Origin of the sequence: Actinomadura madurae (assembly GCF_900115095.1) — a bacterium.
Taxonomy (GTDB): Bacteria; Actinomycetota; Actinomycetes; order Streptosporangiales; family Streptosporangiaceae; genus Spirillospora; species Spirillospora madurae.
In genome coordinates, this window is record NZ_FOVH01000008.1 from 379,259 (window position 1) to 401,555 (window position 22,297).

General features: G+C 73.9%; 25 protein-coding genes. 10 read left to right on the forward strand and 15 right to left on the reverse strand.

Annotated features, from left to right (window positions below; genetic code table 11):
• The first annotated feature begins 86 nt into the window (after positions 1–86).
• Positions 87–995, forward strand: coding sequence for an oxygenase MpaB family protein (locus BM339_RS23850; protein WP_021594526.1), 909 nt, complete (start codon positions 87–89; stop codon positions 993–995).
• On the opposite strand, the gene BM339_RS23855 is transcribed toward BM339_RS23850, so the two are convergent.
• Genes BM339_RS23855 through BM339_RS23870 form a run of 4 tightly spaced genes read right to left on the reverse strand, consistent with a single transcriptional unit; the run spans position 992 to position 4,165 of the window.
• Entirely contained in the window at positions 992–1,915 is a 924-nt protein-coding gene (locus BM339_RS23855; protein WP_075022240.1) for a RecB family exonuclease, read from the reverse strand. The two genes, BM339_RS23850 and BM339_RS23855, sit on opposite strands and share 4 nt — an antisense overlap.
• 3 nt (positions 1,916–1,918) lie before the next feature.
• Positions 1,919–2,620, reverse strand: coding sequence for an MBL fold metallo-hydrolase (locus tag BM339_RS23860; protein ID WP_021594528.1), 702 nt, complete (start codon positions 2,618–2,620; stop codon positions 1,919–1,921).
• Between the two features lie 10 nt (positions 2,621–2,630).
• Positions 2,631–3,494: a PHP domain-containing protein gene (locus tag BM339_RS23865; RefSeq protein WP_075022241.1), complete on the reverse strand. Its 864-nt coding sequence runs from the start codon at positions 3,492–3,494 to the stop codon at positions 2,631–2,633.
• Positions 3,495–3,517: 23 nt separating this feature from the next.
• Entirely contained in the window at positions 3,518–4,165 is a 648-nt protein-coding gene (locus BM339_RS23870) for a DUF6758 family protein (protein WP_075022242.1), read from the reverse strand.
• An 83-nt stretch (positions 4,166–4,248) separates the two neighbouring features.
• Between BM339_RS23870 and BM339_RS23875 the strand changes: the two genes are divergently transcribed.
• The gene (locus BM339_RS23875) at positions 4,249–4,638 is read left to right on the forward strand and encodes an NUDIX hydrolase (protein ID WP_024936179.1); all 390 of its coding nucleotides are present in this window, start codon (positions 4,249–4,251) and stop codon (positions 4,636–4,638) included.
• Here BM339_RS23875 and BM339_RS23880 read toward each other — a convergent pair.
• Positions 4,633–6,093: a CPBP family intramembrane glutamic endopeptidase gene (locus BM339_RS23880; protein WP_143118569.1), complete on the reverse strand. Its 1,461-nt coding sequence runs from the start codon at positions 6,091–6,093 to the stop codon at positions 4,633–4,635. The two genes, BM339_RS23875 and BM339_RS23880, sit on opposite strands and share 6 nt — an antisense overlap.
• A gap of 53 nt (positions 6,094–6,146) precedes the next feature.
• Positions 6,147–7,085, reverse strand: a complete 939-nt coding sequence (locus BM339_RS23885; protein ID WP_021594533.1) for an HpcH/HpaI aldolase/citrate lyase family protein — start codon at positions 7,083–7,085, stop codon at positions 6,147–6,149.
• Between the two features lie 40 nt (positions 7,086–7,125).
• On the opposite strand from BM339_RS23885, the gene BM339_RS23890 reads away from it, so the two are divergent.
• Entirely contained in the window at positions 7,126–7,629 is a 504-nt protein-coding gene (locus BM339_RS23890; protein ID WP_083597848.1) for a hypothetical protein, read from the forward strand.
• Positions 7,630–7,675: 46 nt separating this feature from the next.
• On the opposite strand, the gene BM339_RS23895 is transcribed toward BM339_RS23890, so the two are convergent.
• A complete protein-coding gene (locus BM339_RS23895) occupies positions 7,676–8,581 on the reverse strand; it encodes an RNA polymerase sigma-70 factor (RefSeq protein ID WP_177287762.1) in 906 nt (301 codons plus the stop codon).
• A gap of 97 nt (positions 8,582–8,678) precedes the next feature.
• Between BM339_RS23895 and BM339_RS23900 the strand changes: the two genes are divergently transcribed.
• Together BM339_RS23900 and BM339_RS23905 are read left to right on the forward strand one after the other, a co-directional pair.
• Complete coding sequence (locus BM339_RS23900) at positions 8,679–9,977, forward strand: magnesium transporter MgtE N-terminal domain-containing protein (RefSeq protein ID WP_024936183.1); 1,299 nt, start codon at positions 8,679–8,681, stop codon at positions 9,975–9,977.
• Between the two features lie 14 nt (positions 9,978–9,991).
• A complete protein-coding gene (locus tag BM339_RS23905; RefSeq protein WP_033333379.1) occupies positions 9,992–10,471 on the forward strand; it encodes a DUF1003 domain-containing protein in 480 nt (159 codons plus the stop codon).
• Here BM339_RS23905 and BM339_RS23910 read toward each other — a convergent pair.
• A complete protein-coding gene (locus BM339_RS23910; RefSeq protein WP_024936184.1) occupies positions 10,468–10,923 on the reverse strand; it encodes a MarR family winged helix-turn-helix transcriptional regulator in 456 nt (151 codons plus the stop codon). The two genes, BM339_RS23905 and BM339_RS23910, sit on opposite strands and share 4 nt — an antisense overlap.
• A 96-nt stretch (positions 10,924–11,019) precedes the next feature.
• Between BM339_RS23910 and BM339_RS23915 the strand changes: the two genes are divergently transcribed.
• The gene (locus tag BM339_RS23915; RefSeq protein WP_075022244.1) at positions 11,020–12,159 is read left to right on the forward strand and encodes an Mrp/NBP35 family ATP-binding protein; all 1,140 of its coding nucleotides are present in this window, start codon (positions 11,020–11,022) and stop codon (positions 12,157–12,159) included.
• Between the two features lie 60 nt (positions 12,160–12,219).
• Here BM339_RS23915 and BM339_RS23920 read toward each other — a convergent pair whose 3' ends face one another.
• The 5 genes from BM339_RS23920 to sigE form a co-directional block, all read right to left on the reverse strand.
• The gene (locus BM339_RS23920; RefSeq protein ID WP_021594540.1) at positions 12,220–12,573 is read right to left on the reverse strand and encodes a sec-independent translocase; all 354 of its coding nucleotides are present in this window, start codon (positions 12,571–12,573) and stop codon (positions 12,220–12,222) included.
• A 98-nt stretch (positions 12,574–12,671) separates the two neighbouring features.
• Positions 12,672–14,492, reverse strand: a complete 1,821-nt coding sequence (locus BM339_RS23925) for a S1C family serine protease (RefSeq protein ID WP_075022245.1) — start codon at positions 14,490–14,492, stop codon at positions 12,672–12,674.
• 227 nt (positions 14,493–14,719) lie between these two features.
• Positions 14,720–15,841 (reverse strand): sigma-E factor regulatory protein RseB domain-containing protein, encoded by a 1,122-nt coding sequence (locus BM339_RS23930; RefSeq protein WP_024936186.1) that lies wholly within the window; start codon positions 15,839–15,841, stop codon positions 14,720–14,722.
• Entirely contained in the window at positions 15,838–16,476 is a 639-nt protein-coding gene (locus BM339_RS50770; protein WP_075022246.1) for an anti-sigma factor family protein, read from the reverse strand. The genes BM339_RS23930 and BM339_RS50770 overlap by 4 nt, the downstream gene beginning before the upstream one ends.
• A gap of 63 nt (positions 16,477–16,539) precedes the next feature.
• Entirely contained in the window at positions 16,540–17,274 is a 735-nt protein-coding gene (gene sigE, locus BM339_RS23940; RefSeq protein ID WP_256255428.1) for an RNA polymerase sigma factor SigE, read from the reverse strand.
• A 192-nt stretch (positions 17,275–17,466) separates the two neighbouring features.
• Between sigE and BM339_RS23945 the strand changes: the two genes are divergently transcribed.
• The gene (locus BM339_RS23945; RefSeq protein ID WP_075022248.1) at positions 17,467–18,126 is read left to right on the forward strand and encodes an O-methyltransferase; all 660 of its coding nucleotides are present in this window, start codon (positions 17,467–17,469) and stop codon (positions 18,124–18,126) included.
• Positions 18,127–18,129: 3 nt separating this feature from the next.
• Positions 18,130–18,753, forward strand: a complete 624-nt coding sequence (locus BM339_RS50020) for a hypothetical protein (RefSeq protein ID WP_024936188.1) — start codon at positions 18,130–18,132, stop codon at positions 18,751–18,753.
• A gap of 24 nt (positions 18,754–18,777) precedes the next feature.
• Here BM339_RS50020 and BM339_RS23955 read toward each other — a convergent pair whose 3' ends face one another.
• Together BM339_RS23955 and BM339_RS23960 are read right to left on the reverse strand one after the other, a co-directional pair.
• Entirely contained in the window at positions 18,778–20,238 is a 1,461-nt protein-coding gene (locus BM339_RS23955) for a leucyl aminopeptidase family protein (RefSeq protein WP_075022249.1), read from the reverse strand.
• A 97-nt stretch (positions 20,239–20,335) separates the two neighbouring features.
• Positions 20,336–20,503, reverse strand: coding sequence for a DUF3117 domain-containing protein (locus BM339_RS23960; protein ID WP_075022250.1), 168 nt, complete (start codon positions 20,501–20,503; stop codon positions 20,336–20,338).
• Between the two features lie 218 nt (positions 20,504–20,721).
• Between BM339_RS23960 and BM339_RS23965 the strand changes: the two genes are divergently transcribed.
• Positions 20,722–21,507 carry an enoyl-CoA hydratase-related protein gene (locus BM339_RS23965; RefSeq protein ID WP_075022251.1) on the forward strand — a complete coding sequence of 262 codons (786 nt, stop codon included), beginning with the start codon at positions 20,722–20,724 and terminating at the stop codon, positions 21,505–21,507.
• A gap of 89 nt (positions 21,508–21,596) precedes the next feature.
• Positions 21,597–22,297 (forward strand): ABC transporter ATP-binding protein (locus BM339_RS23970; protein ID WP_083597856.1); only part of this gene is annotated, 701 nt, incomplete at its 3' end.

Here is a 22,297-nt window from a genome sequence, read left to right on the forward strand (position 1 = left end):
CTACCGCGACACAGAGAGGGGGCGGTGTCGCGGACGGCGCGGGGTAATGACACACTTACCTCAGTTTGTCTCACGGAGGTGTGTGCATGCCCGCGACCGTCCAGCCACCCGAGAGCGTCACGTGGCGCGTGCACCTCGACCGGTCCATGTGGGTCGGCGGGGTGCGCAGCCTCATGCTGCAGGCACTGCACCCCATGGCGATGTGGGGGGTCTGGCAGAACTCCAACTTCCGCGAGGACCCGTTCGGCCGCCTCCAGCGCACCTCCGACTTCGTCGGCCTCGGCACGTTCGGCAGCCCCGAGGAGGTCGAGAAGGCCGCCTTCCGGGTCCGGGAGATCCACCGAAGCCTGCGGATCCTCAACCACGACACCGGCAAGCGGGAGAGGCTCGACCAGCCCGAGCTGCTCCTGTGGGTGCACTGCGCCGAGGTGTACTCCTACCTGGAGGTGGCGCGCCGCGCCGGGCTCCCGCTGACCGACGCCATGGCCGACCGGTATCTGGACGAGCAGCGCGCGTCGGCGACGCTCGTCGGGCTGCACGCCGAGGACGTCCCCGGCAGCGTCGCCGAGATGGAGGCGTTCTTCGCCGAGATGCGCCCGCGGCTGAGGGTCACCGAGGAGGCGGCGGAGACCGTCCGGTTCCTGATGTGGCCCGCCATCCCGGAGAACCTCAAGTTCCTCGCGCCGGGCAAGCCGGGCTACTTTCCGTTCGGGGCGCTCTGCTACTACACGCTGCCCGACTGGGCGCGCGAGATGTACGGGGCGCTGCCCGAGATCCCGCGGCCCGCCGTGACCGCGGCGCTGAAGTCGTTCCGCCTCGCGATGAACTCGGTGCCGGAACGTCTGCACGACTACGCCTTCGCCAAGAACACCCGCGACATGCTCGAACGGACCCGGCGCCGGCTCGCGGCCGAAGGCTACGACCTCGGCAAGGGGCTGTACGGGCTGCGCGACCCGCGCCGCTGGCCCGGGGGGCGCGCCCTCGAACCGGCCTAGGAGACGTCCACGGGAAGCGCCGCCCACGGGTCCTTGCGCGGGGCGGCCTCCCGGCCCTCCGGGCAGTGGCGGGCGAAGTCGCACCACGAGCACAGGTTGCCCGGACGGGGCGGGAACAGCTCGTCGTACGGGCCGTGCTCGACCTCCCCCTCGCGCGGCCTCGGCACCCGGGCATTCCCCGCGTCCCCTGCGGGGGGACGACCCCCCACACCCCCCGGAAGAGCCTTGTACGCCTCGTCCGCCGTGGCGGCCTCCTCGGCGATCTGCTCCGCGCGGCGCATGTGCCGGGCCAGCGACTCGTCGGTGTGCTCCCACACCGCCACCTCGCCGGACGGCAGATGGTGCAGCTCGACGCGGTGGCACGGGCGGCGCAGGACGCGGGACGCCGCCACCGCGTAGATCGCCAGCGCCAGCGACCCGCGGGCGTCGTCGCTGGTGAGGATGTGCCGTCCCGTCTTGTAGTCGACGACGACGAGTTCGGAGCCGCGCGCGTCCAGCCGGTCGATGCGCCCGGACACCGCGATCCGGTCGGTGCGGGTCGCGACGGTGCGTTCGACGCCGAGCGGCTCGTCGTGGGGGTCGAGGCCGGCCGCGTACCGCTCGGTCATCTCGCGGGCGCGCTCGCGCCACTCGGCGGACTGCGCCTCGTCCCGGAAACCGTCCGTCAGCCAGCCCCGGACCAGCAGCGACCCGGCGGCCTCGGGCGTCCGTTCATGGACGGGCAACCGCCACCAGCCGGCCAGCGCGTTGTGCACGCTGGCGCCGACGCTGTTGTGCGCCCACGGCGGTCCCTTCGGCGGCATCGGACGGTCCAGATAGGTCATCCGGTACCGGCGCGGGCAGTCGAGCCACGTGTTCAACCGCGACGGCGTGCACGTGTACAGCCGCCGGGGCATCCCCTCGAACCCCAGCTGCTCCACCTTTTAGTCGTCCTGAGCGAGGCTGCCCCAGGTCTCCCAGCGGGCGTCCTCGTCGCCGACCGTGGTCTCCTCGCCCTGGGCGGGCAGGATCCGCAGGTCCTTGGGCAGCGGGGTCAGCAGAGCGCCGATCGAGTTGAGCTGCTTGCGCAGGTCCTCGTAGACCTGGCCGATCGAGCCGGGCCGGCCGCGGTGGAGGGTGTCGCCGGAGAACAGCAGGCCGAGCTGCTCGCTGATCACGCACACGCTGCCGGGGGTGTGGCCCGGGGTGTGCACGATCTCCAGCTGGGCGTCGGCGATCTCGAAGACGCCGCCGTCCTCCAGCCAGATGTCGGGTTCGAGGGAGCGCAGCGCCTTGGCGTCGTCCTCGTCCTCCTCCTCTTTGGCGAGGCGGCCGAAGTAGTCGCGCCACAGCAGCCGGTCGGCGCGGTGCAGCGCGATCGGCGCCCAGTTCTCCTCGTCCTCCTCGCCGGCGGCGGCGACCTCCAGGACGACGTTGAGACGGTGCTCGTTGCCGTCGGTCAGGAGCACGGCCATGACCTCGCGGTCGCCGACCTCCTTGAGGATGGCCTCGGCGTCGTACGCCGGGTCGATCACGATGACCTCGTCGTCGTCGCCGACGATGTAGGTGTTGTTCTCGACGTCGTACTCGGTGTCGTCGAGGGTCAGCGTCCCCGACGTCACCACCTGTTCGATGCGCGCGTCCACGCTTGGCACCCTACCGCGATTCGGCGCCCCCATCGGGCACTCGGAGATCACCGCCGGTGGCGGCGGCGAGCAGCGCCTCGAAGGCGTCCGGCGCGGTGGTCTCGGCGCCGAGCCGGTCGCCGGTCGGGGCGCCGTGGTCGTCGCTGGACCCGGTCACGGCGAGGCCCAGGCCGGCGGCCAGGTCGCGCAGCCGGGCGCGGTCCCCGGGGGCGTGCTCGGGGTGGTCGGCCTCGACGCCCGCGAGCCCCGCGGCGGCCAGTTTCCCGATCACCTCGTCCGGGACGACGTGGCCGCGCCGCGCCCGCGGATGCGCGAGGACGCACACGCCCCCGGCGGCCCGGACGAGCCCGACGGCCCGTTCCGGGTCGAGCGCGTACCGCTCGACGTAGGCGCGGCCGTCCTGCGCGATCCACCGGGACGTGAACGCCCGGTCCTCGGTCTCGATCGCCCCCGCCTCGACCATGGCCCGGGCGATGTGCGGGCGCCCGACCGCCTCGCCCTTGGCGAGCGCGCGGACCATGGCCCAGGTGACGTCCACGCCCAGGCCGCGGAGGCGGTCCACCATGCCCCGCGCCCTGATCACCCGGTCGTCGCGGATCCGCGTCAGCTCGGCGGCCAGCTCCGGCTCGTCCGGGTCGAACAGGTAGCCGAGAAGGTGCAGGCTGCGGCCGTCCTGGTTGCAGGACAGCTCGATGCCCGGGACGAGCGTCAGGCCGCCGGGCAGGGCGCGCGTCGCCTCGTCCCAGCCGGAGACGGTGTCGTGGTCGGTGAGCGCGAGAACGTCCAGGCCCTTCTCCCGCGCCCGCCGGACGACCTCGGCGGGCGGGCGCGTGCCGTCGGAGGCGTCGCTGTGGCTGTGCAGATCGATCCGCATGGGACCCATCCCACCAGGCCCGGTCACTCGTCGACGCGGGGGCTGTGGGCGCCGTAGGGGAGGTCGAGCTCCATCCCCGGCTCGCGCAGGTCGAGGAGCGTCTGGTGCTCCAGCATGAGGACCCCGGCGTCGGCGGGCCACAGCACCGCCCACAGCCAGTGGCCCATCGCCTCGCCGACGAAGACGGCGCGGTCGGGCCGGTCGCCGACCGCCCACATCGGCACCGAGTGGCCGCAGGTCGCCGCGGGCCCGCTGACGTCGAGCTTCACGTGCGGCGGCCCGCCGTTGAAGGCCTCGCCCGGGTCGCCGCCCTCCAGCCCCGCGTAGTGGGCGCCGAGCCCGATCCCGGGCTCCTCGGCGATCAGCACCATGTCGGCGGGGCCGCGCAGCAGCCCCGGCCCGGACACGGCGACCGCCGTCGCCCGCGCTCCCGACCGGTCGTCCCCGACCGTGGTGAACCCCGTGACGAGCCAGGCCGGCGGAAGGGGCCAGGGCGTCCAGACGGGGACCCTCGCGTCGCGCAGCACGGCCGCCAGCCCCTCGGGGCCGGGACGTCGCGACGGCTGCCTCGGCAGTACGGCGCCGTGCACGCCGCAGGTCCAGTCGCTGGACCAGAGACTCGGCGCGCTGAGAGGGCCCGCGCAGCGCGGGCAGGTGGGCTCGGCCCTCATGATTAACCACCCTGCGCGGCGACATCACGGCCCGTCAAGCGCGGGCCGGTCCCCGGCTGGAAAAGGGGCGGGAAAATAGGGCCATGCGGGTGCGTTGCGTGGGCGGGATCGTGCGGGACGGCGACGGGCGGCTGCTCCTGGTCCAGCGTGGCCGCCCGCCGGGCGTGGGCCAGTGGACCATCCCCGGCGGACGGGTCGAGCCGGGCGAGGACGATCATGCGGCGGTCGTCCGCGAGTTGCGGGAGGAGACGGGCCTGGACGTCGCCGTCGGCGCCCTGGCCGGCTCGGTGCAGCGCCCAGGGCCGGGCGGCGTCACCTATGACATCCACGACTACATGGCGACCGTCGTCGGCGGGACGCTCCGGGCCGGAGACGACGCGTCCGACGTGCGCTGGACGTCCGCGGACGACCTGCGCGACCTTCCGATCACCCCGGGGCTGCTCGACGCGCTCGCGCTCTGGGGCGTCCTATGACGCGTGCGCCGGTTCCGTGGCCGCCGTCACCGGAGGGTCGTCCGCGTCCGGGCCGCCCGTGACGGTCCGCACCTTCATCCGCCGAGCCAGCCACACGACGGCCGCCGCGAACAGGACCATCGGCACGATGTCCGCGACGACGACCTGCCAGGGGACGCTTCCCTGCTCGATGTCCAGCTCGCCGACCGCCGCCGGGAAGAGGAACGCCATCAGGTTGTTGAACACGTGCAGGGCGATGCCCGCCTCCAGGCCGCCCGTCCGCACCACGAGCCATGCCGCGATCGCGCCGAAGGCGAAGATGTCGAGGATGCCCCAGCCGGTGTAGCCGTGCCCGGCCGTGAACAGCGCCGAGCCGACGACGATCCCCGGCCACGGCGTGCGGAACACGGTGCTGAAGGCGCGTCCGGCTCGTCCGCGGGCGGTCTCCAGGGTGCAGGCGCCGACGGCCTGGAGCATCCAGCCGCGGAACGCGTACTCTTCCGCCGCCGCCTGGAACGGCACCAGCAGGACGATGACGATCGCCGGCCCGAGGAAGCGGCCCCACCCGACCCAGTGCTCGTCGCCGCCCGACTGGTCGTCTAGGCCGGTCGCGGCGATGATCGACGTCCCGTAGGACACGGCGCAGAACAGGATCGCGAGGCCGCAGCAGGCCAGCAGCCAGCGCCACCGCAGCCGCCCCGCGACCGACGACAGCGTGCCGGGCCGCCGCCGCTGGACGACCCAGGCCGCGGCCAGCGCCACCGGCAGGAACATGGCCAGCGCGCCCAGGTTGAACGCCAGGTCGGCGGTGTCGTTCTCGAAGACCGACTCGTTTCCGGACGGTTCCGGCGCGTCGCCGGTGACCGCCACGGTGACGATGATCCCGATGATCATCAGCCCGAGCGCCAGGGCCATCCCGACCGCGGCGATGCCCACGGTGCCGACCAGGGGGCGCCACCACCGGTGTACCTCGGTGCGCGCCATCCGGTGGAAGGGAACGCCCTCCGGCGTCTCGACCGTCCAGGGCCGCTTGACCGGCGGCATCCCGTACCCGCCGCCGTACGGCCCCGGCCCGTACTGGCCCGGCCCGTACTGGCCCTGCCCGTACTGGCCCTGCCCGTACTGGCCCTCCGTGTACTGGCCTTGGGCGTATTGGCCTTGGGCGTATTGGCCTGTCGCGTACTCACCTGTCGCGTACTGGCCCTGCGCGTACGGTGCCGGGCGGTACTCGCCCGTGCCGTAGGCGCCCGGCGGCTGGGCGGGAGCGCCCTGCCAGTACGGCGACCCGGCCGGATGCCCCTGGCCCTGCTCTGGCCCGTACGGCTGCCCGTACGGCTGCGGTGCGGCCTGGGGCCATGCCGCCTGGGGCGGCTGGGAGGCGGGCTCGGGACCTGCCGGCTGCGGATTCCCCTGCGCCTCGCGGTCGAGTTCGGGGTCCAGCGGGGCCCAGCCGTCGGCGTCCCCTGGTCGTGACACGTGAGACCCCTTCTGAAGACCGTCGCGTACGTGGGACGAATCGTACGGGGCGTTCAGTTCCCGGGCGGCTCGAAGCGCTTCGTGCGCGCCATCCCGGCCGCGCGGCCCTTCACCGCGACGACGAGGGCCATCTTGCGGGACGCCTCGTCGATCATCTCGTCGCCGAGCCGGGCGGCGCCGCGCCCCTCGCCGAGCGAGTGCTCGTAGGCGTCCAGGATCAGCTCGGCGCGGTCGTAGTCGTCCTGCGACGGCGAGAAGACGGCGTTGCCCGCCTCGATCTGGGACGGGTGCAGCACCCACTTGCCGTCGTAGCCGAGGGCGGCGGAGCGCCGCGCGGCCCGCGTGAACGCGTCCACGTCCCGGACGTTGAAGTAGGGCCCGTCGACGGCCTGGAGGCCGTGGGCGCGGGCGGCCATCAGGATGCGCATGAGGATGTAGTGGTAGGCGTCGCCCTCGGTGTAGCCGGGCGGCTGCTCGCCGACGACGAGCGTCCGCATGTTGATCGAGGCCATCAGGTCGCCGGGACCGAGGACGAGGGCCTCCAGCCGGGGCGAGGACGCCGCGATCGCGTCGACGTTGACCATGCCGCGGGCGTCCTCGATCTGCGCCTCGATGCCGATCCGGCCGGCGGGCAGGCCCGTCGCCCGCTCGATCTGGGTGAGGAGCCGGTCGAGCCACTGGACGTGGGCGGCGTCCGGCACCTTCGGCAGCATGATCGCGTCCAGGTTCGCGCCGGCGCCCTCCACGACCTCGATCACGTCCCGGTACGCCCAGGGGGTGTCGAGGTCGTTGACGCGCACCACCCGGGTCCGGCCCGCCCAGTCCCCCTCGTTCAGGGCGGCGACGACGGTCCCGCGGGCGTCCTCCTTCGCCGACGGCGCCACGGCGTCCTCCAGGTCGAGGAAGACCTCGTCGGCGGGGAGCCCCTGGGCCTTCTCGATGAAGCGGGGGTTGCTGCCCGGAACCGCGAGGGTGGTACGTCGAGAGCGCATGGCCCCGGATGCTATCGACGGATGTGAGACGCTTCTGAGCATGGGTCAGCTGAACAGGGCGCTGGTGGAGGAGGCGGCCAAGAAGTCGGGGCTGCTGTGGCTGGAACTGCCCGGCCTGCCGCAGCCGCGCGCCGCCTGGCACGTGTGGCACGACGGCTCGGCCTACGTCCTGACCGGCGGGGAGGGCGAGCAGCCGCTCCCGGGGCTGCCGGAGTCCGCGCAGGTGACGGTGATCCTGCGCAGCAAGGACAAGGGCGGGCGGCTGGTGTCCTTCGTCGCCGACGCCGAGCAGGTCGAGCCCGGGTCCGAGCTGTGGGACGAGGTGGCGCCGATCCTGGCGAAGGCGCGCCTGAACGCCGCCGACCACGGGGGCCAGGCCGAGGCGTGGGCCACCGGGTCGTGGATCGTCCGGCTCACCCCGTCCGGCGAGACCGTGGAGGCGCCGGACGACTACGCCGCCGTCCGCCCGGTGCCGTCCCCGGCGACCACGGCCGGGCCGCCGCCGCGCATGTACGGCGGCAAGCGCCGCCGGGTCGACCGGTAGCCGCCCGGCCTCACATCGGGGGTCCGCCTCGTATCGGGAGTCCGCCTCACATCGGGAGTTCGCGTCCGGCGGCGACGGACGCGAGCTTGTCCGGGTTGGCCACCATGTGGATGGCGGCGATGCGGCCGGTGCCGTCGAGGTCCACGGTGACCGTGCTGATCGGGCCGTCCGGGCCGTCCACCACCAGGGCCGGCTCGCCGTTGATGTCGACGCGCCGGATCCGCATGTCCTCGGGCTCCACGCCCGCGTAGCGCTGGCCCGTGATCGCGGTGAGCCAGCGGCCGACCTTGGCGGCGCCGCGGATCGAGCGCAGCGCCGCGCGGACCTTGCCGCCGCCGTCCGTCCACAGCGCGACGTCGGGGGCGAGGACCTCCATCAGCCGGTTGATGTCGCCGCCGAGGACCGCGTCCAGGAAACGCTCGGTGGCCTCGCGCCGCTCGGCGCCGCCCGCCTCGAAGCGGGGCCGGCGCGCCTCCACGTGCTTGCGGGCGCGGGTGCCGAGCTGCCGCACGGACTGCTCCGACCGGTCCAGCGCCGTCGCGATCTCGGCGTACGGGTACCCGAACACCTCCTTGAGGACGAACACCGCCCGTTCGAGCGGGCTCAGCGTCTCCAGCACGACCAGCATCGCCATCGACACCGACTCCGACAGCTCGGCGTCCTCGGCGACGTCCGGGGAGGTCAGCATCGGCTCGGGCAGCCACGGCCCCACGTAGGTCTCGCGGCGCACCTGCGCCGAGCGGAGCCGGTCCAGCGCCACGTTGGTGGTGATCCGGACGAGGTAGGCCTTCGGGTCGGCGACCCCGGACCGGTCGGCGGCCGACCAGCGCAGCCACGCGTCCTGCACGGCGTCCTCGGCGTCGGCCGCCGTGCCCAGCATCCGGTAGGCCACCGCGAACAGCAGGTTCCGGTGCCGCTCGAAGGGCTCCTCCAAGGCGTCGCTCACGGTCATCAACCCTTTCATCCCTCGCCGACCAGGACGGGACGGGGGCGCGGGATGTGACATACCCGTCCGGATCAGCCGGGAGATCATGGGTAGTGTCCAGGCCATGAGCGGAGCTCCGACACGGGTGTTCATCGCCCGGCTCGCGGGCATCGCGGTGTTCGACCCGGCCGGCGACCAGGTCGGCCGGGTCCGCGATGTCGTGGTCGCGCTGCGCCTGGCGCCGCGGCCCCCGCGGGTGCTCGGGCTGGTGGTGGAGGTCGCCTCCCGCCGCGCGGTGTTCCTGCCGATCACCCGGGTGACGGTGATCGAGGCGGACGCGGTCATCTTCGACGGGCGGCTGAACGTGCGCCGGTTCCAGAAGCGCGAGTCCGAGACGCTGGTCATCGCGGAGATGCTGGACCGGACCGTCCGGCTCCGCGACGGCGGCGAGCCGGTGTCGGTGGTGGACGTGGCAATGGAACCGACCCGGACCCGCGACTGGCACGTCACCAAGGTCGCCGTCCGCCGCCGCACCGGCCGCGGCCTGCGCAAGCGCGGCGAGAGCATGGTGGTGGACTGGGACGCCGCGGAGGGCTTCTCCGCCGTCGAGCACGGCCAGGGGGCGGCCGGGCTGATCGCCGCGTTCGAGCGGATGAAGCCCGCCGACCTCGCCAACATCGTGCACGAGCTGCCGGAGAAGCGCCGCGCCGAGGTCGCCGTGGCGCTGGACGACGAGCGGCTCGCCGACGTCCTGGAGGAGCTGCCCGAGGACGACCAGATCGAGATCCTCGGCAAGCTGGAGGTCGACCGGGCCGCCGACGTCCTGGAGGCGATGGGCCCCGACGACGCCGCCGACCTGCTCGGGGAGCTGCCGACCGAGCAGCGCGAGCGGCTGCTGACGCTGATGGAGCCGCAGGAAGCGGCGCCGGTGCGGCGGCTGCTCACCTACGCCGACCACTCGGCGGGCGGGCTGATGACCACCGACCCGGTGATCGTCCCGCCGGACGCGACGGTCGCCGAGGCGCTCGCGCTGATCCGCAACCCCGACCTGAACCCGGCGCTGGCGGCGCAGGTGTACGTGTGCCGGCCGCCGACCGCGACGCCGACCGGCCGCTACCTCGGCACCGTGCACTTCCAGAAGCTGCTGCGGGAGCCGCCGCCGACGCTGGTCAGCGGCATCGTGGACGCCGAGCTCGACCCGCTGCGGCCGACCATGTCGCTGGAGTCCGTCGCGATGTTCCTGGCCACTTACAACCTGGTCGCGGGCGCCGTCGTGGACGAGAACGGGCACCTGCTCGGCTCGGTGACGATCGACGACGTGCTGGACCACCTGCTGCCCGAGGACTGGCGGGAGTCCGCGATGGACGCGAGCGCCGAGGGGTCCGCGGATCCCGAGGAAGAGGCTCTCCGGGGGACGACATGATGACCACACGCCAGATGACCGCACGCCTGGACCAGCCGAGGGAGCTCCGCCGGACGCTGCTGCCGCGCCCGCACTACGATCCCGAGTCGTTCGGCCGGCTCTCGGAGCGGATCGCGCGGTTCCTGGGAACGGCCAGGTTCCTCGTCTACATGACCGTGTTCGTCTCCGTGTGGATCGTGTGGAACCTGCTCGCGCCGTCCGCGCTGAAGTTCGACCCGTACCCGTTCATCTTCTTGACGCTGATGCTGTCGCTCCAGGCGTCCTACGCGGCCCCGCTGATCCTGCTGGCCCAGAACCGGCAGGACGACCGGGACCGCGTCCAGTACGAGCAGGACCGGGCCCGCAACGAGCGCACCATCGCCGACACCGAGTACCTGACGCGGGAGATCGCCGGGCTGCGGGTCGCGCTGAGCGAGGTCGTCACCCGCGACTTCCTGCGCTCGGAGCTCCAGCAGGTCCTCAAGGACCTGGACGCCAAGGAGCACGTCCGCTAGGCGGGGATCTCCTCGTCGGCGAGCTTGTCCAGGATTGCGCCGAGGGCGCGCAGGTCGGGCTCGTCCAGCCGGCTCAGCACGTGGTCGCGGACCCCCTGCCGGTAGGTGGGGGTGGCCTCGGCGAGCCGGTCCCGGCCGGCGGAGGTGAGGGCGGCGTACATGCCGCGGGCGTCGTACGGGCAGGGGCGCCTGTTCACCAGGCCGTCCCGCTGCATCCGGTCGACGAGCCTGGTCAGCCCGCTGCGCGACAGCAGGACGCGGTCGGCGAGGTCGTTCATCCGCAGCCGCCCTCCGGGCGCCTCGCCGAGGTGCATGAGCACCTCGTAGGAGCCGAGCGGCAGGTCGTGCCGGGCCAGCAGGTCGGCCTGGAGCCGGCGGGAGATCTGCGCCTCGGCTCGCAGCAGGGTCCGCCAGACGACCAGTTCGGCGGCGGTGAGGGTACCGCGTGTCACGGACCGATCGTACGGCCGGCGGCCCCGCCGCGCGATAGGTGTGACGAGCCGCACCCTGATTGGCAGGTATCGCCGTCGGGTCCATACCATGGGCGTATGGCCTCCCTGTTGACGACCGAGCGGGTGACCGCGGCCCTCGCCACGGTGAACGATCCTGAGATCCGCAAGCCGATCACCGAGCTCGACATGGTCAAGAGCGTCGACATCGACGCGGACGGCACCGTCCGCGTCGGCGTCTACCTGACCGTGGCCGGATGTCCGATGAAGGACACCATCACCAAGAACGTCACCGAGGCCGTCTCCAAGCTCGACGGTGTGTCCTCGGTGCGCGTCGAGCTGGACGTGATGAGCGAGGAGCAGCGCAAGGACCTGCAGACCAAGCTGCGCGGCGGGGAGCCCGCCAAGGAGATCCCCTTCGCCAGGCCGAACTCGCTGACCAAGGTGTACGCGGTGGCGAGCGGCAAGGGCGGCGTCGGCAAGTCGTCGGTGACGGTGAACATCGCCGCCGCGCTCGCCGCGCAGGGCCGCAAGGTCGGGGTGGTGGACGCCGACATCTACGGCCACTCGGTGCCGCGGATGCTGGGCGTGCGGAACCCGCCCACCAAGGTCGAAGACATGATCATGCCGCCGTCCGCGCACGACGTGAAGGTGATCTCGGTCGGCATGTTCACCGCCGGGAACCAGCCGGTCGTGTGGCGCGGGCCGATGCTGCACCGCGCGCTGCAGCAGTTCCTCTCGGACGTCTACTGGGGCGACCTCGACATCCTGCTGATGGACCTGCCGCCCGGCACCGGCGACATCGCGATCTCCGTCGCGCAGCTGCTGCCGTCCGCGGAGATCCTCGTCGTCACCACGCCGCAGCAGGCCGCCGCCGAGGTGGCCGAGCGGGCGGGCGCGATCGCCGCGCAGACCCACCAGCAGGTCGTCGGCGTGATCGAGAACATGTCGTACCTGACGTGCCCGCACTGCGGGGAGCGGCAGCACATCTTCGGCGAGGGCGGCGGCCAGACGGTCGCGGACGCGCTGACCAAGAGCCTCGGGACCCGCGTCCCGCTGCTCGGCCAGGTGGAGATCGACCCGCGCCTGCGCGAGGGCGGCGACAGCGGCACGCCCCTGGTCCTCGCCGACCCCGACGCCGGCGCCGCGAAGGAGCTCCGCACCATCGCCGACACCCTGGGCGGCCGCACCCGCGGCCTCGCCGGGATGTCCCTCGGCATCAGCCCCAAGCGCCGCTAGCAACCCATCGAAAAGCCCCCCGGCCGGACGTTCCGGCGGGGGGCTTTCGCATGGCGCCGGTCAGGTCGCCTCGTTGTCGAAGGGGGGCTTCTCGCCGTGGGGGAGGTCGCCGGCGGTGGTGGCGTAGGTGGGCTCGTCGTCGAAGAGGCCGGAGTCGCCCTTGGTCAGGTAGGTGTCGTCGTCCTCCAGGAGGTGCTTGCGGACGAACGTCTTCGGGTTGAGGTCGTTGATGTCGAAGTCCTTGAACTCCGGCCCGAGCCCTTCCTGCAGGTCGGCCTTGGCGCTGTTGGCCATCTCGCGGAACTGCCGCAGCATCCGGCCCGCCTGCCCGGCGACCTGGGGCAGCTTGTCCCCGAAGATGACCAGGGCGAGGACGACGAGCACCGCCATCTCACCGAGTCCGACGTCGAACAACCCGTCCTCCACAAGCCAAGGGGACCGGCCCTGCCGCGGGCCGGTCCCCCAAGCGTATCTCCAGCGCGAATGAACCAGAACTGGACGTTCCCGTCGGGTCAGTCGGAGCCCAGCGTCACCTCGACGTTGCTCTCCCTGCCCTCCCGCTGGTAGGTGATCTTGATGCGGTCGCCCGGGGCGCGGCTGCGGATCTGGGCGATCAGGTCGGTGGCGTCCTCGATCGGCTTGTCGTCGACCTTGGTGATCACGTCGCCGGGCTTGAGGCCGGCCTTGTCGGCCGGGCCGCCCTTGGTCACCGGATCCTGCCCGTTGACCGGCTGGGGCATGATCCGGGCGCCGCCCTCCTGGTAGCGCGGGTCGGGCAGCACGCCGAGCTTGGCCTGCTTGACGGTCCCCGTGCGGATGATCTCCTCGGCGACCCGCTTGCCCTGGTTGATCGGGATGGCGAAGCCGAGGCCGATGTTGCCGCTCTGCTGCTCGCCGCCGAGCGACTGGCCGCCGACGGTGAGGATCGCGGTGTTGATGCCGATCACGCGGCCCTTCGCGTCCACCAGCGGCCCGCCCGAGTTGCCCGGGTTGATCGCGGCGTCGGTCTGGATCGCGTTGAGGTAGGACGCGTCCGCGCCGCCCTCGCCCTGCGTCGGCACGGCCCGGTTCAGCGAGCTGACGATGCCGGTGGTGACCGAGCCCTGCAGGCCGAGCGGCGAGCCGATCGCGATCACCGGGTCGCCGACGGCGATGGCGCTGGAGTCGCCGACCGCCAGCGCGGGCAGCGAGTGCTGGCCCTCGGGCTTCAGCACGGCGACGTCCGAGCTCGGGTCGGCGCCCTTGACGGTGGCGGGCAGCGTCTTCTTGTCGTTGAAGACGATCTTGATCTGCCCGGACCCGCCGCCGGCGCCGGCGACGACGTGGTTGTTGGTGATGACGTAGCCGCCGTTGACGATGAAGCCGGTGCCGCCGATCTCGCCCTGGGCGGACTCCGTCCGGATCATCACGACGCTCGGCAGCACCCGCTGCGCGACGCCGGCGACGGAGTCCGGCGGGCGGCTCTGCACCTTGGTGTCGCCGCCGGTGCCGCCGCCGAGGCTGACCGAGCCGCCGTCGTCGTCATCGGTCGCGATCACGCCGATCCCGGCGCCGAGGGCGCCGGCCACCAGCGCCACGATCAACGCGACCACGGCGAGCAGCCCGAGGCCCGGCCCGCCGCGCGACGACGGCGGGAGCGCCCCCGGGATCGGCGCCCAGTTGGGCCCGGTGCCGCCGGGCGGCACGCCGTAGCCGGCCATCGGCCGGGGACCGCCGGGCGGCGGTCCGGGCGGCGCGGGCGGCGGCGGGCCCATCGGCGGGCGGCCGGGCGCCGGCGGCGGCGGCCCCTGGTGGGACTGCTGCGGCCAACCCCCGTACGGGCCGCCCTGCGCGGCGCGCGGGTCCTGGTTGTGCGGGACGAAGCCGGGCCGCGGACGGTCGTCGGGCATGTCCACCGGGGGCTTGTCGAGGTGGACGGGCGGTGGCGGCTGCGGCATGTCGCGCGGCGACGCGTCCTGCAGCGGCACCTCCTGCGGGCCCATGTCGGCGCGGGAGAGCACGTCCTCGCTGGTGTCGGGCGGGCCGCCGAGCGAGTCGGGCGGCGCGAACCCGCCGGCGACCAGCCGGTCCCCGTCCCCGGGCGCCTCCGGGCCGGGCTCCGGCGCCAGCTCGTCGGGACCGAGCTCGCCGGGCCCCGGCTCGTCCGGCTCGGGGTCGTCGGCCTCGTCCGCCGGCCCGGGCTCCGGGTCGTCGGCGGGCTGGTCCAGGGGGAGCTCCTGGTCGGTCACCGTCTCGGGAGGGGCCGCGGCCTCCCGCAGCTCAGGCTCCTGGCCGGGGACGACGTCGTCGTCCTCCGAAGGCGCCCTGACCGGGCCGCGGTTGTCTTCCGTCATCCCCATCTCTCCTACCGAGCATGGTCCTCGTCATCCGTGCTCATGCTGCCCTCCGAAGGATGTGGCGAGCGTAAACCACGTTCCCGCGGCGGAACGGCACGGCCGGATCCGGCCGTCGGGCAAGGCTACCGAGCCCCGAACGCGCCAGCGTACGGACAAGAGCCTCCATACCGCATATCGACCCGTCGAACCCCGACAGAAAGCACAACCATGACATTCCCCAGCCTTCAGTCGAACGGGTTCGCGCTGGACACCAGACGCCGGGCACCGCGCGACAGCCGCGTCCAGAACGGAGCCGGGTCGCGCGGCATGTGCGCCGCCACCACCGTCGCCGTGCTCTGCGGCGCGTCGGTGACGACCGTGTAGACGTAGCCGCCCCCGCCGGTCACCGCCCAGCGCCGCAGGGCCTCGCGGCGGAACACCGTCCGGCCGCGGCGGACGGTCCGCTGCCACCCCGCCATGCCGCGCTCGTCCACCGTGCCGCGCTGCACGAACACCGACACGGCGGCGAGGCCGTCGGAGTAGCTGAGGTGCACGGCGCCGCCGCCGCTCTCGCGGCGGGCGTCGTAGAGGGCGAGCCGGCCGGGCAGGTCGTCCGGGACGGGCCAGCCGCGGGCGCGGAGCACCGCCGGATCGAGCCGGTCGCTCCACCCGCGCGCGGCGCCCGCGGCGTCCACGGCGTCGCCCGCGCCGGATCCGGGGAACCGGGACAGGCCGCCGCGCCGCCCGCCGTGCGTGACCGGCTCCGCCGCCGGCACGCTGAAGCTGATCTCGGTGAAGCCGGTCATGACCACGGGGCGGCCGGTCGCGTCGATCAGCTCCCGGTGCAGCATCAGCCCGGTCTCGGAGTCGATCCAGAAGCGCCCGGCGGGGCTGCCGTCCGCGCGGCGCGCCTCCACGACGCGCGCGCGCCGGCCGCAGATCGACGCGTCCGCCGCGCGGACCACCGCGTAGTTGCGGGTCAGCAGCGCCAGCGTCGCGGGGGTGAATCCCGTGGTGTCCCCGGCGGCGGACTCGGGGCGGTAGCCCTCCCCGGCCGTCCCCGACCGGTACCTGATGCCCGCGCCCGGGATGTGCGAGACGGCGACGCGGGACGTCACGTCCCGGCCGCGGCCCCGGGTGGTGAGGAACCGCCGGCCCTCGTAGGGGACGCGGCGGGCGGCGTCGGCGGCGGCGCGCAGCAGGGCCACGGCCCCGGGATCGCTGCGGACGCGCCGGACCGCGCCGGGGTCGCCGGCGAGCGAGCCCACCAGGGCGAGGGCGGCCGCGAGCCCGCCGGCCAGAACAGCACCGCGCCGCCCGCAACGCTCCCGGCGCGGGCGGCGGCCGGTCACGAAGGGCGCACTCACGGCCCCGGTGAGACCTGGAGCTCGTTCGCCGGGTCGGTGAGCGGGTCGGTCACCGGGGCGTCACCGGACGTCAGCGCGTGCTCGACGGCGAACCGGTCGAACGCGGGGGTGACGGCGGGCGCGTCCTGGCGCCCGCCCGCGACGTAGGAGGCGGCGCCGAGGCCGAGGAACAGGGTGGCGGCGCCCACCACCAGGTAGCGGCGGGGATGGGCGTGCACGGCGGCGGCGCGTGCGGCCGGGCGGCCGTCGCGCGGCCGGGTGTCGCGCGGGCGTCCGGCGGACGGCCGCGCGGGACGGTTCGATGATCGCGACGCCCGGGACGGGTGCCGGGTCGCGGCGGCGGCCGGTGCGGCGGGCTCCGCCGTGGCGCCGCCCCCGGGCGGGGCGCCGGACTCGGGCAGCGAGCCCGGCAGGGAACGCAGCCGGCTCAGGAAGTCGCCGGTCGGGAGGTCGCCGGTGCCGTCCGACGGCGGCAGGTCCGACAGCCCGCGCAGCCGGCCCTTGAGCCTGCGCATGAGGTCGGCCTCGCGCCGGCAGCGGTCGCATCCCGCGAGGTGGGCGAGGGCGCGCTCGCGCTCATCGTCCCCCAGCTCACCGTCGACCAGAGCGGTCAGGCGCTCCCCCAGACAACTCACGCCGCCTCCGTCGGTTCCGTTCGGTCGGGCGCGCGGTTCCGCCCGCGCGCGGTAAGTACAGCTTTACACGCCCTCCGGCTGCGGCCGGACACCGCCCGCCGCGGGCGCCGGGCCGGCCTCGCCGTGGAGGGCCCCGCCGTCCTCGGCGAGGGCCGCCTGGTAGTCGTTGCGGGTCCCCGGCCGGCGCCGGGTGGGCGCACGGTGCTCCAGCGCCGCCCGCAGCTGCGCCCTCCCCCGGTGGATGCGGCTGCGCACGGTGCCGAGCTTGACGCCGAGCGTGGCCGAGATCTCCTCGTACGACAGGCCCTCGATGTCGCACAGCACGACGGCGGCGCGGTACTCGGGGGCCAGCGCGTCGAGCGCGGCCTGGACGTCGGCGTCGAAGTTGGTGTCGTCGAACGCCTGCGCCGGCGTCGGCTCGCGGCCCTGGAGACGCTCGGCGGCGTCGTCGGCCAGCCCCTCGAACCGGATCCGCTGGCGGCGCCGCGCCATGTCGAGGAACAGGTTGGTGGTGATCCGGTGCAGCCAGCCTTCGAACGTGCCCGGCGTGTAGTTCGAGAGCGAACGGAACACGCGGACGAAGACCTCCTGCATGAGGTCCTCGGCGTCGTGCTGGTTGCCGGTCAGTCGGTAGGCGAGCCGGTAGACGCGGGCGGAGTGCTCGCGCACGACCTCGTCCCAGGACGGCGGCGCCCATTCGGCCTCGGGGGCGTTCTCGCGGGTGCGAGCGGCGCTCCCGACCCCCTGCCTGGGGCCGACCCCCACAGCGCTTCTGAAACTCAGTGCTGCGACTCCCATGGTGCCGGGCTGTTCCTCTCTCGTGAGCCAAGGATCTCGCCTTGGAACGGCACGGTCTCGCCTGGGCTGGGGCGGTGCTGAACCGGTTGTTTGCTTTCCGGACCGAATACGTGCTTGCGCTTGCGCTGGTTACAACGCGCTGAAACTCCAGTTGGTTCCCTGTCAGCGATAAGGTCTTTCCCAGCATGAGCCATGCGGGGGTCCCGCGAGGAGGCAGCCATCGACGCACGAGAGGCCACCCGGGCCTATGCGGAGGATTTCCTCCCCGAAGACGAGCCGCTCCTGAACGCCAGGCGCCGCGGCGAAGAGGTCGGCGCCATGCCGATCGGCCCGGCCGGGGGCGCGGCGCTGCGCTTCCTCGCGACGCTGATCGGCGCCCGGACGGTGGTCGAGGTCGGCTCCGGCTGCGGCGTGTCCGGCGTCTGGCTGATGCGCGGGATGCCGAAGGACGGCGTGCTGACCAGCGTCGACATCGAGCCGGAGAACCAGCGGCTGGCCAAGCAGGCCTACCGGGAGGCGGGCCTGTCCGGCTTCCGCACCCGGATGATCAGCGGCCCGGCGCTGGAGGTGCTGCCGCGGCTCACCGACGGCGCCTACGACATGGTGTTCTGCGACGCGGCGAAGCGGGAGTACCCCGAGTACCTCGTGGACGCGCTGCGGCTGCTGCGTCCCGGCGGCGTGGTCGCGTTCGACAACGCCCTCTGGCACGACCGGGTCGCCGACTCCGTCCGGCGCGACCCCGAGACCGAGGCGATCCGCGAGGTGCACCGGATGATCCGCGACGACGACCGGCTCGTCTCGCTGCTGATCCCGGTCGGCGACGGCCTGCTCTGCGCCGTGAAGCGCGACTAGCCGATGAGCGTGGACGCCGGCGCCGCCGAGGCCGAGACCGGCGAGCCGTTCGCGGTGCGGAACCGGGTGACCTGGCGCGGCGCGGGGCAGCTGACCGCGTTCGCGATCCTGTTCCTCGCGTCGGCGGGGTTCGTCACGAGCGGGGTGGTCCGCGGCGCCGGGGTGGGCAGCGTGGCGTTCATGGTCCTCGGGGTGGCCGGGCTCGCCCTGTTCGGGGCGGGCCTGCTGGCGTCGGCCGGCGCGACGCTGGCCCGCCGTCCCGTCCTGGAGCTGGACGGCGACGGGGTGCGGCGGCCCGCGCGCTGGCCGCTGCCCCGCAGGTCCGGCCGGGCCCTGGCCTGGGACGAGGTGGCCGCGATCACGGCGCTGCGGCGCGGTGTCGGCGGCACCCGCCGCGGCGAGCAGGACTACCTGGTGTTCCTGCCGGCGCCGGAGCTGGCCGAGCTGGCCCGCACGTGGGAGCGGCCGCGGCTGGTGGCGCTCACGATGCGGGACGTGCCGGCGACCGCCGCGGCCGTCCCGTGGTGCTTCGCGGTGGAGCCGGGCTGGGACGCGACGCTCCCGGAGATCGTCAAGGAGGCCCGGCGGCGGCGCCGCGTCCCGGTGATCGACCGCCGGACGAAGTGACGGGCGCGGGGCCGGTCCGCGCGGTCAGGCCGTCAGCCAGTCGAGCAGGAGGCGGACGCCGAAGCCGGTCGCGCCGCGGGTGATCTCGGCGTCCTCGGACGTGGCGCGGCCGGGGCCCGCGATGTCCAGGTGCGCCCACGGCCGGTCGCCGGCGAACTCGCGCAGGAACAGCGCCGCGGTGATGGTGCCGGCGCCGTACCCGCCGCGCCCGATGTTGTTGATGTCGGCCACGTCGGAGTCGATCGCGGCGCGGTAGTCGGCCACGAGCGGGAGCCGCCACACCGGCTCGCCCGCCGCCGTCCCGGACCGGGTGAGCGCCTCGGCGAGGGCGTCGTCGCTCGCGAGCAGCGCCGCGTGGCGCAGCCCGAGCGCGACCTTCGCGGCGCCGGTCAGCGTGGCGATGTCCACGACCGCGTCGGGGTCGAGCCGGGCGGCGGCGTAGGCGAGCGCGTCGGCGAGGACGAGCCGACCCTCGGCGTCGGTGTTCAGCACCTCCGACGTCGTCCCGCCGTAGTGGGTGATCACGTCGCCGGGGCGCATCGACGACCCGGACGGCATGTTCTCCGCCGCGGCGACCAGCCCGGTGACGCGGGCGCGCACGCCGAGGCCGCGCAGCGCGCTCATCACCGCGATGACCACGGCGCCGCCCGCCATGTCGGTCTTCATCGTCTTCATGTTGTCGTTCGGCTTCAGCGAGAGGCCGCCGCTGTCGAACGTGATGCCCTTGCCGACCAGCACCACATGCCGCTCGGCCGGCTCCTCGGGCTCGTACAGCAGCTCGATCAGCCGGGGCGGTCGGGATGAACCGCCCCCGACGGCCAGCAGGCCGCCGAACCCCTCGTCGAGCAGCTCCTTCTCGCCGCGCACCCGCACGGTGAGGCCGTTCTCGGCGGCGACCCGCTCGGCATCCGCGGCGAGCCAGGACGGGTCCTTCTCGCGGGACGGGGTGTTGGCGAGGTCGCGGGCCAGCGCGGTGGCGCGCGCCCGCGCCGTGCCGAGCTCGATCGCCGGGGCATCGGCCTCGGGCCCCGCCTCGGTCAGCACGGCGAGGGTGCCGAGCGGGGCGCGGGAGGGAGGCGCACCGATCTTGAAACCGTAGGAGGCGAGCAGCGCGCCCTCGGTGAAGGCGGCCAGATCGCCGTCCGGGACGCCCGCGACGAGCGCGGTCCGCCCCCTGCCGCGGCGGGCCAGCGCGGCGCCGGCCTTGCGCAGGTCGGCCGGCGCCGCCTCGCCCACCCCGTACAGCAGCAGTTCCCGCAGCCGGTCGCCGATGCGGACCTGCGCGGCGGTGATCTCGCCGGGCTCGCCCTTCGCCCGGTGCAGCGCCAGCAGCTCGTCCAGCGTGAAGGGCAGCGACGCCGCCACCTCGGCGGCCGGCGCCACCGGCCCGGACCGGACCGGCACCGCCACGGCCTCGGCCCCGAGGTCGAGGGCCGTCTGCGACACGGTGCCGCCGGCACCGTGCACGCGGGTCTCGATGGGCATGGCGGCAGATCCCCCCTGATCGTGACTGGTTACGGAACGGCAAGGGCCCCGGCGTTGCGCCGGGACCGTCACCGGTGAGCGGGAGTGGCGGGGGCGTTCAGCCCACGACCTCCTTGAGGGCCTCGCCGAGCTCCTTCGCCTCGTCCGCGGAGAGTTCGACCACGAGGCGGCCGCCGCCTTCGAGCGGGACCCGCATGACGATTCCGCGGCCCTCCTTGGTCACTTCGAGCGGACCGTCTCCCGTCCGCGGCTTCATAGCCGCCATGCGTGCATCCCCTTCCTGCGTAGGGCCGCGGCCTCGCACACCTCTGGCCGCGTGGCCGCGTGTCGCATCCGCGTCATCAGTAGTGGTCCATTATCTCGTCTTCCGAGCGCGAAGTGGTAACGATCAGCCTCCAGATCGGCAGCCGGGAGGCTTGCCCGCCCCGCACGGGTTCGCCGAAGGTTGCCTGGGAAGATCTACGCAGGACCGAGAGGACGACGATGTCTGAGACCGTGCTGTACGACGTGACCGGCGGTGTGGGGACGATCACACTGAACCGTCCCGACGGGATGAACTCGCTGACCGTCGAGATGAAGGAGGCGCTGCGCGCGGCGGTGGTGCGCGCCGCCGCCGACCCGGCCGTCCGCGCGGTGGTCCTCACCGGGGCCGGGCGGGCGTTCTGCGCCGGGCAGGACCTGCGGGAGCACGCCGACAACCTCGCCGCGGGCCGGGGCCTCGACGGCACGGTGCGCGAGCACTACAACCCGATCGTGCTGGCGATCACGGGCATGCGCAAGCCGGTGGTGGCGGCGGTGAACGGCGTCGCGGCGGGCGCGGGCGCGTCGCTGGCGTTCGCCTGCGACCTGATCGTCGCCTCCGACAAGGCCCGGTTCGCGACCGCGTTCACCGGCATCGGGCTGGCCCCCGACAGCGGCATGTCCTGGACGCTGCAGCGCCTGGTCGGCCGCGCCAAGGCCGCCGAGCTGCTGCTGCTCGGCGAGCCGGTCGGGGCACCGGAGGCCCTGGAGATGGGGCTGGTGACCCGGGTCGTCCCGGCGGACGAGCTGGCCCCGGCGTCGGTGGAGCTGGCGCGGCGCCTCGCGTCCGGCCCGACGGTCTCCTACGGCGCGGTCAAGGCGGCGCTCGACCACGCCGCGACGCACGACCTGGCGTCCGCCCTCGAACGGGAGGCGGAGCTGCAGGACGAGTGCGAGAAGACCGCCGACCACCACAACGCGACGGAGGCGTTCCTGAAGAAGCAGCAGCCGGAGTTCGAGGGCCGCTGACCCGACCCGGAGGGTAGGGCGTCCCCCAGCATCAAGTGGGGAGTCCGCGTCACTGCGGGCGACCGGTGTGCGCCGGTTTCCTGGACGGCATGACACAGACGGCCACCCCACCCCCTGCCGGGCAGGTCCACGACCACGTCGCCGTCGCGCGCGACGTGGTGAAGTCGTACGGGACGGGCGACGGCGCGGTGACCGCGCTGCGCGGCGTCTCGGCCGCGTTCCCCCGGGGCCGGTTCACCGCGATCATGGGGCCGTCCGGGTCCGGGAAGTCGACGTTCCTGCACTGCATGGCCGGGCTCGACACCGTCACGTCCGGCTCCGTGCTGATCGGGGACGTGGACATCACCGGGCTGTCGCGGACCCGGCTGACCAAGCTGCGCCGCGACCGGCTCGGGTTCGTGTTCCAGTCGTTCAACCTGCTGCCGATGCTGACGGCGGAGGAGAACATCCGGCTGACCGGCCGGCTCGGGAACCGCCGCGCCGACCGGGCCTGGTTCGACACCATCGTGGACGCCCTCGGCCTGCGCGAGCGGCTGTCGCACCGCCCCAGCGAGCTGTCGGGCGGCCAGCAGCAGCGGGTCGCGGTGGCACGCGCGCTGCTGACCCGGCCCGAGGTGCTGTTCGCCGACGAGCCGACCGGCAACCTCGACTCCCGCTCCGGCGCCGAGGTACTGGGATTCCTGCGCCGCGCCGTCGACGCCTACCGGCAGACCGTGATCATGGTGACGCACGACCCCGGCGCCGCCGCGCACGCCGACCGGGTGCTGTTCCTCGCCGACGGGACGATCGT

Bases quoted from the DNA above. Each gene is read 5' to 3' on its own strand.
- BM339_RS23895 (WP_177287762.1), bottom strand. From the start codon at position 8,581: ATGACCGTGAGCGACGCCTTGGAGGAGCCCTTCGAGCGGCACCGGAAC.
- BM339_RS50020 (WP_024936188.1), top strand. From the start codon at position 18,130: ATGAGCGTGGACGCCGGCGCCGCCGAGGCCGAGACCGGCGAGCCGTTC.
- BM339_RS23865 (WP_075022241.1), bottom strand. From the start codon at position 3,494: ATGCGGATCGATCTGCACAGCCACAGCGACGCCTCCGACGGCACGCGC.
- BM339_RS23965 (WP_075022251.1), top strand. From the start codon at position 20,722: ATGTCTGAGACCGTGCTGTACGACGTGACCGGCGGTGTGGGGACGATC.
- sigE (WP_256255428.1), bottom strand. From the start codon at position 17,274: ATGGGAGTCGCAGCACTGAGTTTCAGAAGCGCTGTGGGGGTCGGCCCC.
- BM339_RS23960 (WP_075022250.1), bottom strand. From the start codon at position 20,503: ATGGCGGCTATGAAGCCGCGGACGGGAGACGGTCCGCTCGAAGTGACC.
- BM339_RS23890 (WP_083597848.1), top strand. From the start codon at position 7,126: ATGGGTCAGCTGAACAGGGCGCTGGTGGAGGAGGCGGCCAAGAAGTCG.
- BM339_RS23915 (WP_075022244.1), top strand. From the start codon at position 11,020: ATGGCCTCCCTGTTGACGACCGAGCGGGTGACCGCGGCCCTCGCCACG.
- BM339_RS23905 (WP_033333379.1), top strand. From the start codon at position 9,992: ATGACCGCACGCCTGGACCAGCCGAGGGAGCTCCGCCGGACGCTGCTG.
- BM339_RS23955 (WP_075022249.1), bottom strand. From the start codon at position 20,238: ATGCCCATCGAGACCCGCGTGCACGGTGCCGGCGGCACCGTGTCGCAG.
- BM339_RS23875 (WP_024936179.1), top strand. From the start codon at position 4,249: ATGCGGGTGCGTTGCGTGGGCGGGATCGTGCGGGACGGCGACGGGCGG.
- BM339_RS23925 (WP_075022245.1), bottom strand. From the start codon at position 14,492: ATGACGGAAGACAACCGCGGCCCGGTCAGGGCGCCTTCGGAGGACGAC.
- BM339_RS23900 (WP_024936183.1), top strand. From the start codon at position 8,679: ATGAGCGGAGCTCCGACACGGGTGTTCATCGCCCGGCTCGCGGGCATC.
- BM339_RS23850 (WP_021594526.1), top strand. From the start codon at position 87: ATGCCCGCGACCGTCCAGCCACCCGAGAGCGTCACGTGGCGCGTGCAC.
- BM339_RS23885 (WP_021594533.1), bottom strand. From the start codon at position 7,085: ATGCGCTCTCGACGTACCACCCTCGCGGTTCCGGGCAGCAACCCCCGC.
- BM339_RS23945 (WP_075022248.1), top strand. From the start codon at position 17,467: ATGCGGGGGTCCCGCGAGGAGGCAGCCATCGACGCACGAGAGGCCACC.
- BM339_RS23870 (WP_075022242.1), bottom strand. From the start codon at position 4,165: ATGAGGGCCGAGCCCACCTGCCCGCGCTGCGCGGGCCCTCTCAGCGCG.